The sequence below is a fragment of the Kluyvera sp. CHPC 1.251 genome (assembly GCF_036759945.1).
In the GTDB taxonomy this organism is placed as follows: Bacteria; Pseudomonadota; Gammaproteobacteria; order Enterobacterales; family Enterobacteriaceae; genus Kluyvera; species Kluyvera sichuanensis.
On the sequence record NZ_JAPKIC010000009.1, the window covers coordinates 198,250 to 211,673 of the forward strand.

Below are 13,424 nucleotides of genomic sequence, written 5' to 3' on the forward strand. Positions count from 1 at the left end.
AAATATCAGTTTACCCAGGATAAGAGATTAAATTATGAGCAACATTATTAAGCAACTTGAACAAGAACAGATGAAGCAGGACGTACCTTCCTTCCGTCCGGGTGATACCGTGGAAGTGAAAGTATGGGTTGTTGAAGGTTCCAAAAAACGTCTGCAGGCATTTGAGGGCGTGGTTATCGCTATTCGTAGCCGCGGTCTGCACTCTGCATTCACTGTTCGTAAAATTTCCAACGGCGAAGGCGTTGAGCGTGTCTTCCAGACTCACTCTCCAGTTGTTGACAGCATTGCTGTTAAACGTCGTGGTGCTGTACGTAAAGCTAAACTGTACTACCTGCGTGAGCGCACTGGTAAGTCTGCTCGTATCAAAGAGCGTCTTAACTAAGATTCGCGCAAGCGACATCCTGTTAAAAAGGGCTGGCCGAAAGGCTGGCCCTTTTTTATGTCTGCGGCCAACGAGAGGGCAGCGTAGCGCTAACGATGTAAAAATCCCCCATAAAAAATGGCACCTCTCGTTAACAGTTATTGGCTAAATCATTTACAATGCCCGCTCGCGTCAGGAGAGTCGAGTGAGCAGAAAAGCCTTCAACATATCAGCACTAAAACAGCGAGCCGCCTGGCTTGCGCTGTTTGCTATGGCGCTGATTATTGTTGCCCCGCTCATCTCAATTTCATTGCAGCAATCGCCCATGAGCGCCATGCCGGGTATGCATCATGACATGAACATGTCGATGCCAATGCCAGCTCACCATTCTGTCCCTGAAAGCATGCCTATCGATCACGGTGAGGCCTGCGGCTACTGCGTGCTTCTCACCCATGTGCCGGGCCTGATTCTGGCCCTGTGCGTTTTGCTAAGCGCACTGATGCTTCGGGTGACGACCGCGCCTTTCCCGCCGTTGGTTTTCCACTGGCGTGACTTTCCCTGGCTCTTCCCTGATACCCGTGCGCCGCCGGCGCCGTCTGCTTTACCTGCTTAATAACGATAACTGACGCTTTAGCGTCTCATCGCTCTCGTTTGCATAAAGGAAGAGTATGACAACCTGCACCTCGCGGGCGGCATGGGTGCACCTGCTGCGCCGCCTGCACTTTTTTATTGGCCTCTTTGTCGGGCCCTTTATTTTCGTCGCGGCCTTAACCGGCACGCTGTATGTGGCCACGCCTCAACTGGAGAACCTGATCTATCGCCAGGCGCTACAGGGGGAGGTGAACGGTGAAAGGCATTCGCTCACAGAACAAATCGCTGTGGCTGAACGTGCGTTGGGTACACCGCTGCGCCTGAGCGCGGTACGGCCTGCGCTGGAGGCGGGGGAGACGACGCGGGTGATGTTCGACGACCCTGCGCTTGCGCCGTCTGAGAACCGCGCGATCTTTATCGACCCGATAACCCTCGCGGTGAAAGGCGATATGACGGTCTACGGCACCAGCGGCATCTTACCGCTGCGCCAATGGATCGATTATGCCCATCGCTCGCTGCTGTTAGGTGATGTAGGGCGTTTATACAGCGAGCTGGCGGCATCATGGATGTGGGTTGCTGCGTTGGGTGGGGTTGCACTGTGGGCCTTTACCCGACCAAAACGCCGCATCAAAAATCGCCTGCAGAATACCCGCCGCGTTCACGTTACTCTTGGCTGGTGCCTGCTTGCCGGCATGCTGCTGTTTTCGGCGACCGGCTTAACCTGGTCCCAATGGGCCGGTGGCAATGTTGATAAGCTGCGCGCTACCTTTGGTTGGTTGACGCCGCAGGTCAATACCCAGCTACACGGTACTGAGGCGATGGTGATGGACCCGCATGCGGAGCACCATTCTCATCATCAGGGAATGGTGATGAGTGAGCCGACGATCGCCGTAGACAAGATCGATGCGATCCTTCAGGCCGCGCAGCGAGGTGGCATTGCTGCAACGCATCTCGAGATCCGACCGCCGCGCAGTGCGGATCGCGCCTGGACGGTGACGGAAATCGATCGCCGCTGGCCGACGCAGGTTGACGCGGTGGCTATCGATCCCGGCTCGCTGGCTATTCTCGACTATACCCAGTTTGCCGATTTCCCTCTGATGGCAAAACTCACCCGTTGGGGCGTGGATTTCCACATGGGCGTGCTGTTCGGCTTGCCAAACCAATTGCTGCTGATGGCGTTTGGCCTGGCGCTCTGCGTCGCGATCCTGATGGGGTATCGCCTCTGGTGGATCAAACGCCCGGCACAGTCATCGGTGAGCCCTGTCCAGACGCTGGCGCAAAGCTGGCTGGCGCTTGCTCTCCCTGGTAGGGTTCTCACACTGCTGCTGGCGATAGCGTTCGGCCTGGCGCTGCCGGTGATGGGGGCGAGTCTGCTACTGTTTGTGATTATCGACTGGCTGCGCTGGCGTAATACGTTGGTTCAGCGGGTGTCGCAGACGGCTGAGTAGCGGCCTCAGTACCGTTGCGTATCGTAGGGCGAGCACGCAGGTGCTCGCCTTTTTTATGAGTGTAATTTTAAATTTACACTTTATGAGCGATTATTTTGCGATTAAATGGCTTCTGTAAATAATAATTTACGGATTTTGGATTGAAATCTTTACTCGTTATGATATTGTGGCTGCACCTCATTGAGGAAACCACTATCGCAAACGAGCCATAACAGGTAATGCCATCATGCAAAAAGACGCGCTGAATAACGTAAATATCGCCGATGAACAGATTCTGATCACCCCGGATCAGTTAAAAGCTGAATTCCCGCTCACCGTTGAGCAGGAAGCGCAAATCGCCCAGTCACGTAAAACGATTTCTGACATTATCGCCGGCCGCGATCCGCGCCTGCTGGTAGTGTGTGGGCCTTGCTCTATTCACGATCCTGAAGCTGCCATCGAATACGCGCGTCGATTTAAAACCCTTGCGGAAGAGGTCAGCGATAGCCTCTACCTGGTTATGCGCGTCTATTTTGAAAAGCCTCGTACTACCGTGGGCTGGAAAGGGCTTATCAACGATCCGCATATGGATGGCTCGTTTGATGTGGAAGGTGGTTTGAAAATTGCGCGTAATCTGTTGGTAGAACTGGTCAGCATGGGGCTGCCGCTGGCAACCGAAGCGCTGGACCCGAACAGCCCGCAGTACCTGGGCGACCTGTTTAGCTGGTCCGCGATTGGTGCGCGTACCACCGAATCTCAGACCCACCGTGAAATGGCATCGGGTCTGTCGATGCCGGTTGGTTTCAAAAACGGTACCGATGGTTCACTGGCGACCGCTATCAACGCCATGCGTGCGGCGGCGATGCCACACCGCTTTGTCGGTATCAACCAGGCCGGTCAGGTTTGCCTGCTGCGTACCCAGGGTAACCCTGATGGTCATGTGATTCTGCGCGGCGGTAAAAAACCAAACTACGGCCCGGAAGATGTGGCGCAGTGTGAAAAAGAGATGGAACAAGCAGGACTGCGCGCATCACTGATGGTAGATTGCAGTCATGGTAATTCCAATAAAGACTACCGTCGTCAGCCTGCGGTGGCGGAATCCGTTGTCGCACAGATCAAGGACGGTAATCGTTCCATTATTGGTCTGATGATTGAGAGCAATATTCACGAAGGTAACCAGTCTTCCGAGCAGCCGCGCTGTGAGATGAAATACGGCGTATCGGTCACCGATGCCTGCATCAGCTGGGAAGTGACGGACGCGCTGCTGCGTGAGCTCGACAAGGATTTGCGCGGCCATCTGGCGGCTCGTCTGGCGTAAGAGGATTGTATGGTTGCTGAACTGACCGCGCTGCGCGATCAAATTGATGAAGTAGATAAAGCGCTGCTGAGCCTGCTGGCTAAGCGCCTGGAACTGGTGGCGGAAGTCGGGGAAGTCAAAAGTAAATATGGCTTACCGATTTACGTCCCGGAGCGTGAAGCCTCTATGCTGGCTTCACGCCGTAAAGAAGCGGCCGCGCTGGGCGTGCCGCCCGATTTGATTGAAGATGTGTTGCGTCGCGTAATGCGCGAATCTTACTCCAGCGAAAACGACAAAGGCTTTAAAACCCTGTGTCCGTCGCTGCGCCCGGTGGTGATCGTGGGTGGCGGTGGCCAGATGGGGCGGCTGTTTGAAAAGATGCTGACGCTGTCTGGCTATCAGGTACGGACGCTGGAGAAAGATGACTGGGCACGGGCGCCAGAGCTGGTCGCTGACGCCGGAATGGTGATTGTCAGCGTCCCTATCCACGTGACCGAGCAAATCATCGAGAAGCTGCCGCCGTTGCCTGCGGATTGTATTCTTGTCGATCTGGCGTCGGTAAAAGCGGGCCCGTTACAGGCTATGCTTTCCGCCCACCAGGGCCCCGTTTTAGGGCTGCACCCGATGTTTGGCCCGGACAGTGGTAGCCTGGCAAAACAGGTGGTGGTGTACTGCGATGGCCGCCAGCCGGAAGCGTACCAGTGGTTCCTCGAACAGATTCAGGTCTGGGGCGCGCGTCTGCATCGCATCAGCGCGGTTGAGCATGACCAGAACATGGCCTTTATTCAGGCGTTACGCCACTTTGCGACCTTTGCTTACGGCCTGCATCTGGCAGAAGAGAATGTCCAGCTAGAGCAACTGCTGGCGCTCTCATCACCCATTTACCGCCTGGAGCTGGCGATGGTCGGGCGACTGTTCGCTCAGGACCCTCAGCTGTATGCTGACATTATTATGTCGTCCGGGAACAACCTGGCGCTGATTAAACGCTACTACCAGCGTTTCGGTGAGGCTATCGGGCTGCTGGAGCAGGGGAACAAGCAGGCGTTTATCGATAGCTTCCGCAAAGTTGAACACTGGTTCGGTGACTACGCACAGCGCTTCCAGAGTGAGAGCCGCGTCCTGTTACGACAGGCGAACGACAGTCGGCAATAACGAAACTGTATATACTTGAAAGCCAGGGGAAATCCTCTGGCTTTTTTTATGGGATAACGAGAATGGCTGACGTAAACCTGCTGTTTGATTACACCGGCCACCTGCCGGAATGCCCGACCTGGAGCGAAGCGGAACAGGCGCTCTATTGGGCGGATATCATGGAGTGTGAAATTCATCGCTATGCGCTGGCGACCGGTGAGCACCGGGTTTTACAGTTCCCGGAAGAGGTGGGCTGTTTTTCGCTGCGGGAGAACGGTGGCTTTATCGTGGCCCTTCGTAGCGCCATCTGGCTTGCCGACAGCCGTGGACTGCTGCAGCATAAAGTTTGCGATAACCCGAGTAACCCGCAGCTGGCGCGCTTTAACGACGGCGGCACCGACCGGGACGGGCGCTTTTACGCCGGAACCTTCTGGGGGCCGGGTGACTATAATGGCGCGCTGCTGGTACGAATTGATAATCAGCTGACGCCGAAAGTCGTGCAGTGTGATATTCATGGCGCCAACGGGCTGGCCTTTAGCGAAGATAAACGCTGGATGTACACCTCCGATACGCCAAACGGCGTGATTTACCGTACGCCGCTGGATGAGCATGGCGAGCCGCAAAAGCGTGAGGTGTTCCGCCAGTTTATAGCGGGGGAGGGCATTCCTGATGGGGCGGCTATCGACGAAGAAGGATGCTACTGGAGCGCGATGTTTGACGGCTGGCGAGTGGCGCGTTTCTCGCCGACGGGTGAACAGCTCGCCGAGTATCGCTTACCGGTACGCTGCCCGACGATGGTGTGCTTTGGTGGCGCGGATAGGCGCACGCTGTTTATCACCACCACCCGCGAGAATATGTCGGCGGAGGAGGTAGCGCAGTATCCGCTTTCCGGCGCCATCTTCACCCTGCCGGTAGAGGTAGCAGGGATGAAGACGCTGCCGTTTATTGAACGCTAAACCGGGTCGACGGGTACCACGTTTTCGCTTGGGTAGCAGCCCAGCACTTTCATGGAACGGGTGATTCCGGAGAGCTCTTTCAGCGCCTTTTGCATCGGCAGGGATTCCAGGTTGGCCTGGATGTCGAGATAAAACATCTCTTCCCACGGGTTGCCGTAAATAGGGCGTGATTCGAGCTTGGTCATGATCAGGTTGTGGTTGCGCAGCACCAGCAGCGCTTCAACCAGCGCACCGGCCTGTTGTCCGGTAGCAATAAGCAGGGTCGTTTTCGCCGGAACCTGATCGGAGACGTTCACCGATTTGCGTGCCAGCACCAGGAAGCGGGTAATGTTCTGCGTCTGGTTAGCCTGGCAATGTTCCAGTACCTGCAGGCCGTACAGCTTGCCACCGGCTTCACTGCCCAATGCGGCAACGGTTGGAGAGTTGGCCTGCGCCACTTTTTCCATCGCCGCTGAGGTGCTCTCGGTGTACTCAATTTTCCATTGCGGGTAGTGGCTCAGGAACTGGCTGCACTGCTGGAACGGCTGTGGGTGGCTGTAGACCGTCTCGATGGTCTCAAGCGTCGTTGTACCGTTCACCAGCACGCAGTGGTCGATAGGCACTGTCATCTCGCCCACAATCGACAGGCTGGTGTGCTGCAGCAGGTCGTAGACATCGTTAATCCCGCCGGAGCTGGTGTTTTCGATAGGCACGACGGCGTAGTCGGCCTGACCGGTCTCGACCTGATTAAAGATATCGGCGAACTTCAGGCAGCCGCTTTCGATGAACTGTTCAAAGTGGCGAGCGGCGTACTGACGTGCAGCCAGATGGGAGTACGACCCTTTTGGTCCCAGAAATGCGATGCGCGCAGAGTGTGGGTTAATCTGGTTTAAATGCTGCTGCAGCAGGGTTTGCTGGGTCAGGACAGAATCTTCAATGATGAGCTGGAACAGTCGCGTGATGTAGTGCGCATCAAGCTGGTGGGTTTTGCCGATGGTGATAAGACGCTCCAGCAGATCACGCTCGCGGTCGATGTCGCGCACCGGGCGATGGGAGGCCAGCTTGGCTTTGCCAACTTCCACGGCGAGGCCGCGGCGTTCTGCCAGCAGGCTGACCAGTTTTTCATCGAGGGCGCTTATCTTATCGCGTATTGCCAGTAACGGGTTTTCCGAAGTCATCATGTTTGCCTTTCTTGTTATCAATAAAAAAGGCCTCCCGGGTGGGAGGCCTTATTGTTCGTCTTCGCATTCTTTATCTCACGACGAAACGCCTCCCAGTCAGGGGAAGGTAAAAAAGAATGCGAAGAAAAACGGTAGTCGTATCACTGCAGGTTAATTCCTTAGTGTGGTGAGGTTTTACAGTACCCGCTCTGTTTTCATTCTGTCAATAAAAAACGCGCCCGAAGGCGCGTTGGTGATACACATTAAAGTACAAAGTTCAGTTTACTCTTCTTCAACTTCTTCTACGAAGCTTGCGTCTTTCACCGATGTGGTGGCGCGACGGGCTTCCCCTTTGTGTTGCACCTTATTGAGCTGCCGTTCCAGCTTGTTGATCAATTCGTTAATGGCGGTGTACATATCTTCGTGTTTAGCGCTGGCGACCAGATGCCCGTTTGGGGTATTCATCGTGGCGTCCGCTACAAATCCCTGTGGCTCTTTGGACAGGATGATATGTGGGTTGATTAAGTGGGTTTGCCATTTTTCCAATTTTGAGAGACGGTCTGCGACATGCTGGCGAATAGCCGGAGTAATTTCCATTTGTTTACTGGTAATGTTCATTGTCATAAATTTTACCTCTTGTCTTTCCGTCTTGGTGATTCCAGCATACCTCGGATTTGGTTAAAATGTGTGATTAAGATCGCATTATTTTGTCACTTTTTGTCAGTGCATTCATTTTGTGAGTCAGGACAGGAAGAAGTGATTTTTTACTTGTCGGTTCGGGAAAATACAGCCATATTTGATAGGATGACCTGGAGCTAAACCGCTTCAGCAATGACGTGAAACGAATAAAAAAACGGCAGCCTCAGGGCTGCCGTTTTGCTTGATAGGATGGTCCGAATCAGGACTGGGTGTTTTTGCTGTTGGCCGCAATGATTTTTGCGACTTTGTCAGCCTGCGCGGTCATCTGCATTTCACGATAGGCGTTTTCCATCTTAGGAAGCGCGTCTCGGGTTGCCTGAGTGTCCGGGTAGTTACGCATCATGTTTTCAGTGCGGTTAACCACAGCTACCCATGCACCGCGTGCAGTGTAGTAATCAACAACGGAAAGTTCATATTTCGCCAGACGATCTTTCAGGAAGACCAGACGCTTGTTGGCATCGGTGACGTACTGACTGTTCGGGTAGCCGCGCACCAGCTTCGAGAAGTCATTGAATGCATCACGTGCGTGCTGCGGATCGCGGTCGGAACGATCGACGCCGAAGAAGCCCTGCAGCGCGCTATCATCCAGCGCCATATTCGTCAGACCACGCATGTACATCACGTAGTCGATGTTCGGATGGGTTGGATTCAGACGGATGAAACGGTCAATTGCGGCCTGGGCCAGCGGCAGATCGGCATTTTTATAGTATGCGTAGATCAGATCCAGCTGAACCTGCTGAGAATATGGTCCGAACGGATAGCGGTTATCCAACGCTTCCAGTTGCGTTATTGCCTGTTTCCAGTTACCGTCCTGCAGCTTTTGCTGAGCAGTTGCGTAGATTTCATTAGGCGGATTATCAGGAACTTCGTCCTTTGAACCAGAGCACCCCGCCAAAGCCAGGCTCAACGTGGCCGCTGCCACCAGATATTTCATGCGCGTCATGACGTTTTGACTTTCCTCAAAATGTTTATACGGGATATTCATAGTTCCTGTTCCCGATTAAGACCAGCTACAATAGCACACTATATTAAACGGCGAAGCCGTAAAAACCCAACGTTAACGAAGAAGCTGTATATGGCACAACGAGTACAACTCACCGCAACGGTGTCCGAGTCACAACTTGGACAACGCTTAGATCAGGCTTTGGCCGAAATGTTCCCTGATTATTCGCGTTCGCGCATAAAAGAATGGATCCTCGACCAACGCGTACAGGTAAATGGCAAAGTTTCAGACAAGCCAAAAGAGAAAGTCATGGGCGGCGAGACCGTCTCTATTGACGCCGAAATCGACGAAGAGATCCGCTTTGAAGCGCAGGATATCCCACTCGATATCGTTTATGAAGATGACGACATCATGGTCATCAACAAACCGCGTGACCTCGTGGTGCACCCTGGCGCCGGTAACCCGGACGGCACGGTGCTGAACGCGCTGCTGCACTACTATCCGCCGATTGCTGATGTGCCGCGTGCGGGCATCGTACACCGTCTGGATAAAGACACGACCGGTTTGATGGTGGTAGCGAAAACTGTCCCAGCGCAAACGCGTCTGGTGGAATCGCTGCAGCTGCGTGAGATCACCCGCGAGTACGAAGCGGTAGCGATTGGTCACATGACCGCAGGCGGTAGCGTTGAAGAACCGATCAGCCGTCACCCGACCAAGCGTACGCACATGGCGGTACACCCAATGGGTAAACCGGCGGTAACGCACTATCGCATCATGGAGCACTTCCGTGTGCACACGCGTCTGCGACTGCGTCTGGAAACCGGACGTACGCACCAGATCCGCGTGCACATGGCGCATATCACCCATCCGCTGGTGGGCGATCAGGTTTATGGTGGTCGTCCGCGTCCGCCGAAAGGCGCATCGGATGAGTTCATTTCCGTACTGCGTAAGTTTGACCGTCAGGCGCTTCACGCGACCATGCTGCGTCTCTATCACCCGATTTCGGGGATTGAAATGGAATGGCATGCGCCAATCCCACAGGACATGGTTGATCTGATTGCGGTGATGCGCGACGACTTTGAAGAACATAAGGATGACGTAGACTGGCTATGACCAAAATCATTGTCCCGGAGTGGCCGCTGCCAGCAAGCGTAGCGGCCTGCAGTTCAACGCGCGTGGGCGGGGTCAGCGAGGGGGCGTGGGATTCTCTGAATCTCGGCGCCCACTGTGGCGATAACCTGGAACACGTAGAAGAGAACCGTAAGCGTATGTTCGCGGCAGGTAAACTGCCGTCGAAACCGGTATGGCTTGAGCAGGTACACGGTAAAGAGGTTTTGCATCTGACCGGTGAACCTTATGCCTCTAAGCGCGCCGATGCTTCCTATAGCAATACGCCCGGGACCGTGTGTGCGGTGATGACAGCCGATTGTCTGCCGGTGCTTTTCTGTAATAAAGCCGGAACCGAAGTCGCTGCGGCGCATGCCGGATGGCGCGGGCTGTGCGACGGCGTGCTGGAAGAGACCGTTGCCTGCTTCAAAGATAGCCCAGAGAACATTATTGCCTGGCTTGGCCCGGCGATTGGGCCGCTGGCTTTCGAAGTCGGCCCGGAAGTGCGTGAAGCGTTTATGGCGAAAGATGCCAATGCGGTTAGCGCATTCCGTCCTGCCGGCGAAAAATACTATGCTGATATCTACCAGCTGGCGCGTCAGCGTTTGGGGAATATCGGCGTAACCGCACTCTTTGGCGGCGACCGCTGTACCTTCAGCGAAAAAGATGATTTCTTCTCTTACCGCCGTGACCGTACTACGGGTCGTATGGCAAGTTTCATCTGGCTGATATAACCTATAGAATCAAGACGATCCAGAAGGCAGACATTTTTTTCTCATTGACCAGGTCATTTAACCTTGAATAATTGAGGGATGACCTCATTTAATCTCCTGTAGCAAATTTGACCTAGTATGGGAGGAGTCATGCGTCTGGATCGTCTTACCAATAAATTCCAGCTTGCTCTTGCCGATGCCCAGTCGCTCGCACTGGGGCACGACAACCAATTTATCGAACCTCTTCATTTAATGAGCGCCTTGCTGAATCAGGAAGGGGGCTCGGTACGTCCGTTATTAACCTCTGCTGGCATTAATGCTGGCCAGTTGCGTACCGCTATCGATCAGGCATTGAGCCGTTTACCTCAGGTGGAAGGCACCGGCGGTGACGTGCAACCGTCTCAGGATCTGATGCGCGTGTTGAATCTTTGCGACAAGCTGGCGCAAAAACGCAACGATAACTTTATTTCGTCAGAGCTGTTCGTTCTGGCGGCGCTTGAGTCACGTGGCACTCTGACCGACCTGCTGAAATCAGCGGGGGCGACAACGGCCAATATTACTCAGGCTATTGAACAGATGCGCGGGGGGGAAAGCGTGAACGATCAGGGTGCCGAAGACCAACGTCAGGCATTGAAAAAATACACGGTCGATCTGACCGAGCGCGCCGAGCAGGGCAAACTTGACCCGGTTATCGGCCGTGATGAAGAAATTCGCCGTACCATCCAGGTACTGCAGCGTCGTACTAAAAACAACCCGGTGCTAATCGGTGAACCGGGCGTCGGTAAAACCGCCATCGTCGAAGGTCTGGCGCAGCGCATTATTAACGGCGAAGTTCCGGAGGGCTTAAAAGGCCGCCGTGTACTGGCGCTGGATATGGGCGCGCTGGTGGCCGGGGCGAAATACCGCGGCGAGTTTGAAGAGCGTCTGAAAGGTGTGCTGAATGACCTGGCGAAACAGGAAGGCAACGTCATCCTGTTTATCGATGAGCTGCATACCATGGTTGGGGCAGGTAAAGCCGACGGTGCGATGGATGCTGGCAACATGCTGAAACCGGCGCTGGCGCGTGGGGAACTCCACTGCGTAGGTGCGACGACGCTGGATGAATATCGCCAGTACATCGAAAAAGATGCGGCGCTGGAACGTCGATTCCAGAAAGTGTTTGTCGCAGAGCCTTCGGTGGAAGACACCATCGCGATTCTGCGTGGTTTGAAAGAACGTTATGAACTGCACCACCACGTGCAGATTACTGACCCGGCAATCGTGGCGGCAGCCACGCTGTCTCACCGCTATATTGCCGACCGTCAGTTGCCGGATAAAGCTATCGACCTTATCGATGAAGCGGCATCCAGCATTCGTATGCAGATTGACTCGAAGCCGGAAGAGCTCGACCGACTCGACCGCCGTATCATTCAGCTGAAGCTGGAACAGCAGGCATTAATGAAAGAGTCTGACGAGGCGAGTAAGAAACGTCTCGACATGCTGAACGATGAGCTGAGCGATAAAGAGCGTCAGTACTCTGAGTTAGAAGAAGAGTGGAAAGCGGAAAAAGCCTCCCTCTCCGGCACGCAGACGATTAAGGCTGAACTGGAACAGGCGAAAATCGCCATCGAGCAGGCGCGTCGCGTCGGCGATCTGGCGCGAATGTCCGAACTGCAGTACGGCAAAATCCCAGAGCTGGAAAAACAGCTGGAAGCGGCAACGCAGTCTGAAGGTAAAACCATGCGTCTGTTACGTAATAAAGTGACGGATGCTGAGATTGCCGAAGTGCTGGCGCGCTGGACCGGTATTCCGGTTGCCCGCATGCTGGAAGGCGAGCGTGAGAAACTGCTGCGTATGGAGCAGGATCTGCACAGCCGCGTGATTGGGCAGAACGAAGCGGTTGAGGCGGTATCGAATGCGATTCGCCGTAGCCGTGCAGGGCTGTCCGATCCGAACCGTCCGATTGGTTCATTCCTGTTCCTGGGGCCTACCGGGGTAGGTAAAACCGAACTGTGCAAAGCGCTGGCTAACTTTATGTTCGACAGCGACGATGCCATGGTGCGTATCGACATGTCCGAGTTTATGGAGAAACACTCCGTGTCTCGTCTGGTCGGTGCGCCTCCGGGATATGTCGGTTATGAAGAGGGCGGTTATTTGACGGAAGCCGTTCGTCGTCGTCCTTATTCCGTCATCCTGCTGGATGAAGTCGAGAAAGCGCATCCGGATGTGTTCAACATTCTGCTGCAGGTTCTGGACGACGGTCGTCTGACCGACGGGCAGGGGAGAACGGTCGACTTCCGTAATACGGTGGTCATCATGACCTCTAACCTTGGTTCCGACCTGATTCAGGAACGTTTCGGCGAACTGGACTACGGGCATATGAAAGATCTGGTACTGGGCGTGGTCAGCCACAGCTTCCGTCCAGAGTTCATCAACCGTATAGATGAAGTGGTTGTCTTCCATCCGTTGGGTGAAAAACATATCGCTTCAATCGCCCAGATTCAGCTGCAGCGTCTGTACCAGCGTCTGGAAGAGCGTGGCTACGAAACGCAGATGTCTGATGAAGCGCTGCAGTTGCTGAGTCAGAATGGTTACGATCCGGTATATGGTGCACGTCCGTTGAAACGTGCTATCCAGCAGCAGATCGAAAACCCGCTGGCCCAGCAGATTCTCTCCGGCGAGCTGATTCCTGGCAAAGTTATCCGCCTGGAAGTCAAAGACGACCAGATTGTGGCAGTGCAGTAAGTCACAAAAAGAAGAAAACGAGCCCTTTGGGGCTCGTTTTTGTTTAAAAACCAGGCAAAAATAAGAGTGTTGGATGAAAAGTAAGCGAACGATAAGTTTTTTATAATTTATGCTTGCGACTTCTCAGTATCTCCCTATAATGCGCCTCCACTGACACGGAACAACGGCAAACAAGCCGCCGGGTCAGCGAGATTCTCCTGAGAATCTCGAGAGACGAAAGCGAAATTAAACGCTTGACTCTCAAGCGGGAAAGCGTAATATGCACATCCCGCGCCGCTGAGAAAGCGAAGCGGCACTGCTCTTTAACAATTTATCAGACAATCTGTGTGGGCACTC

At 54.3% G+C, this 13,424-nt stretch carries 13 protein-coding genes and 1 other annotated feature; of the genes, 9 read left to right on the forward strand and 4 right to left on the reverse strand.

Going from position 1 to position 13,424, the window contains the following annotated elements; all coding sequences use genetic code 11:
• Positions 1-34: 34 nt before the first annotated feature.
• The 6 genes from rplS (at position 35) to V6940_RS17870 (ending at position 5,763) form a co-directional block, all read left to right on the forward strand.
• Entirely contained in the window at positions 35-382 is a 348-nt protein-coding gene (gene rplS / locus V6940_RS17845; RefSeq protein ID WP_006687325.1) for a 50S ribosomal protein L19, read from the forward strand.
• Positions 383-566: 184 nt separating this feature from the next.
• Entirely contained in the window at positions 567-974 is a 408-nt protein-coding gene (locus tag V6940_RS17850; protein WP_333496748.1) for a DUF2946 domain-containing protein, read from the forward strand.
• A gap of 55 nt (positions 975-1,029) precedes the next feature.
• Positions 1,030-2,400 (forward strand): PepSY-associated TM helix domain-containing protein, encoded by a 1,371-nt coding sequence (locus V6940_RS17855; RefSeq protein WP_333496749.1) that lies wholly within the window; start codon positions 1,030-1,032, stop codon positions 2,398-2,400.
• A 226-nt stretch (positions 2,401-2,626) separates the two neighbouring features.
• Positions 2,627-3,697 (forward strand): 3-deoxy-7-phosphoheptulonate synthase AroF, encoded by a 1,071-nt coding sequence (aroF, locus tag V6940_RS17860; protein WP_333496750.1) that lies wholly within the window; start codon positions 2,627-2,629, stop codon positions 3,695-3,697.
• A gap of 9 nt (positions 3,698-3,706) precedes the next feature.
• Positions 3,707-4,828, forward strand: coding sequence for a bifunctional chorismate mutase/prephenate dehydrogenase (gene tyrA / locus V6940_RS17865; RefSeq protein WP_035894955.1), 1,122 nt, complete (start codon positions 3,707-3,709; stop codon positions 4,826-4,828).
• 62 nt (positions 4,829-4,890) lie between these two features.
• Positions 4,891-5,763 carry an SMP-30/gluconolactonase/LRE family protein gene (locus V6940_RS17870; RefSeq protein WP_333496751.1) on the forward strand — a complete coding sequence of 291 codons (873 nt, stop codon included), beginning with the start codon at positions 4,891-4,893 and terminating at the stop codon, positions 5,761-5,763.
• Here the strand turns inward: V6940_RS17870 and pheA are convergent.
• From pheA to bamD, 4 genes are all read right to left on the reverse strand, one after another.
• Positions 5,760-6,920, reverse strand: a complete 1,161-nt coding sequence (gene pheA / locus V6940_RS17875; protein ID WP_333496757.1) for a bifunctional chorismate mutase/prephenate dehydratase — start codon at positions 6,918-6,920, stop codon at positions 5,760-5,762. The genes V6940_RS17870 and pheA overlap by 4 nt on opposite strands.
• Positions 6,921-6,943: 23 nt before the next feature.
• Positions 6,944-7,068: a sequence feature (Phe leader region), on the reverse strand.
• Complete coding sequence (gene pheL, locus V6940_RS22795; protein WP_369709598.1) at positions 7,020-7,067, reverse strand: pheA operon leader peptide PheL; 48 nt, start codon at positions 7,065-7,067, stop codon at positions 7,020-7,022. Its footprint overlaps the feature before it by 48 nt.
• A 116-nt stretch (positions 7,069-7,184) precedes the next feature.
• Positions 7,185-7,526 carry a ribosome-associated translation inhibitor RaiA gene (gene raiA, locus V6940_RS17880; protein ID WP_185668771.1) on the reverse strand — a complete coding sequence of 114 codons (342 nt, stop codon included), beginning with the start codon at positions 7,524-7,526 and terminating at the stop codon, positions 7,185-7,187.
• Positions 7,527-7,800: 274 nt separating this feature from the next.
• On the reverse strand, positions 7,801-8,544 hold the full coding sequence (bamD, locus tag V6940_RS17885; RefSeq protein ID WP_062779280.1) for an outer membrane protein assembly factor BamD: 744 nt from the start codon (positions 8,542-8,544) through the stop codon (positions 7,801-7,803).
• Between the two features lie 132 nt (positions 8,545-8,676).
• On the opposite strand from bamD, the gene rluD reads away from it, so the two are divergent.
• The 3 genes from rluD to clpB all read left to right on the forward strand — a co-directional run bounded on the left by rluD (position 8,677) and on the right by clpB (position 13,088).
• Positions 8,677-9,657 (forward strand): 23S rRNA pseudouridine(1911/1915/1917) synthase RluD, encoded by a 981-nt coding sequence (gene rluD / locus V6940_RS17890; protein WP_035894959.1) that lies wholly within the window; start codon positions 8,677-8,679, stop codon positions 9,655-9,657.
• Entirely contained in the window at positions 9,654-10,385 is a 732-nt protein-coding gene (gene yfiH / locus V6940_RS17895) for a purine nucleoside phosphorylase YfiH (protein ID WP_220439699.1), read from the forward strand. The genes rluD and yfiH overlap by 4 nt, the downstream gene beginning before the upstream one ends.
• Before the next feature lie 129 nt (positions 10,386-10,514).
• Positions 10,515-13,088 carry an ATP-dependent chaperone ClpB gene (clpB, locus tag V6940_RS17900; RefSeq protein WP_185668773.1) on the forward strand — a complete coding sequence of 858 codons (2,574 nt, stop codon included), beginning with the start codon at positions 10,515-10,517 and terminating at the stop codon, positions 13,086-13,088.
• The last annotated feature ends 336 nt before the right edge of the window (positions 13,089-13,424 follow it).

What these genes read in the sequence shown, in the direction of transcription:
- raiA (WP_185668771.1), bottom strand. Translation starts at nt 7,526, where the DNA reads ATGACAATGAACATTACCAGTAAACAAATGGAAATTACTCCGGCTATT.
- V6940_RS17870 (WP_333496751.1), top strand. Translation starts at nt 4,891, where the DNA reads ATGGCTGACGTAAACCTGCTGTTTGATTACACCGGCCACCTGCCGGAA.
- aroF (WP_333496750.1), top strand. Translation starts at nt 2,627, where the DNA reads ATGCAAAAAGACGCGCTGAATAACGTAAATATCGCCGATGAACAGATT.
- bamD (WP_062779280.1), bottom strand. Translation starts at nt 8,544, where the DNA reads ATGACGCGCATGAAATATCTGGTGGCAGCGGCCACGTTGAGCCTGGCT.
- pheA (WP_333496757.1), bottom strand. Translation starts at nt 6,920, where the DNA reads ATGACTTCGGAAAACCCGTTACTGGCAATACGCGATAAGATAAGCGCC.
- V6940_RS17855 (WP_333496749.1), top strand. Translation starts at nt 1,030, where the DNA reads ATGACAACCTGCACCTCGCGGGCGGCATGGGTGCACCTGCTGCGCCGC.
- tyrA (WP_035894955.1), top strand. Translation starts at nt 3,707, where the DNA reads ATGGTTGCTGAACTGACCGCGCTGCGCGATCAAATTGATGAAGTAGAT.
- yfiH (WP_220439699.1), top strand. Translation starts at nt 9,654, where the DNA reads ATGACCAAAATCATTGTCCCGGAGTGGCCGCTGCCAGCAAGCGTAGCG.
- rluD (WP_035894959.1), top strand. Translation starts at nt 8,677, where the DNA reads ATGGCACAACGAGTACAACTCACCGCAACGGTGTCCGAGTCACAACTT.
- rplS (WP_006687325.1), top strand. Translation starts at nt 35, where the DNA reads ATGAGCAACATTATTAAGCAACTTGAACAAGAACAGATGAAGCAGGAC.
- clpB (WP_185668773.1), top strand. Translation starts at nt 10,515, where the DNA reads ATGCGTCTGGATCGTCTTACCAATAAATTCCAGCTTGCTCTTGCCGAT.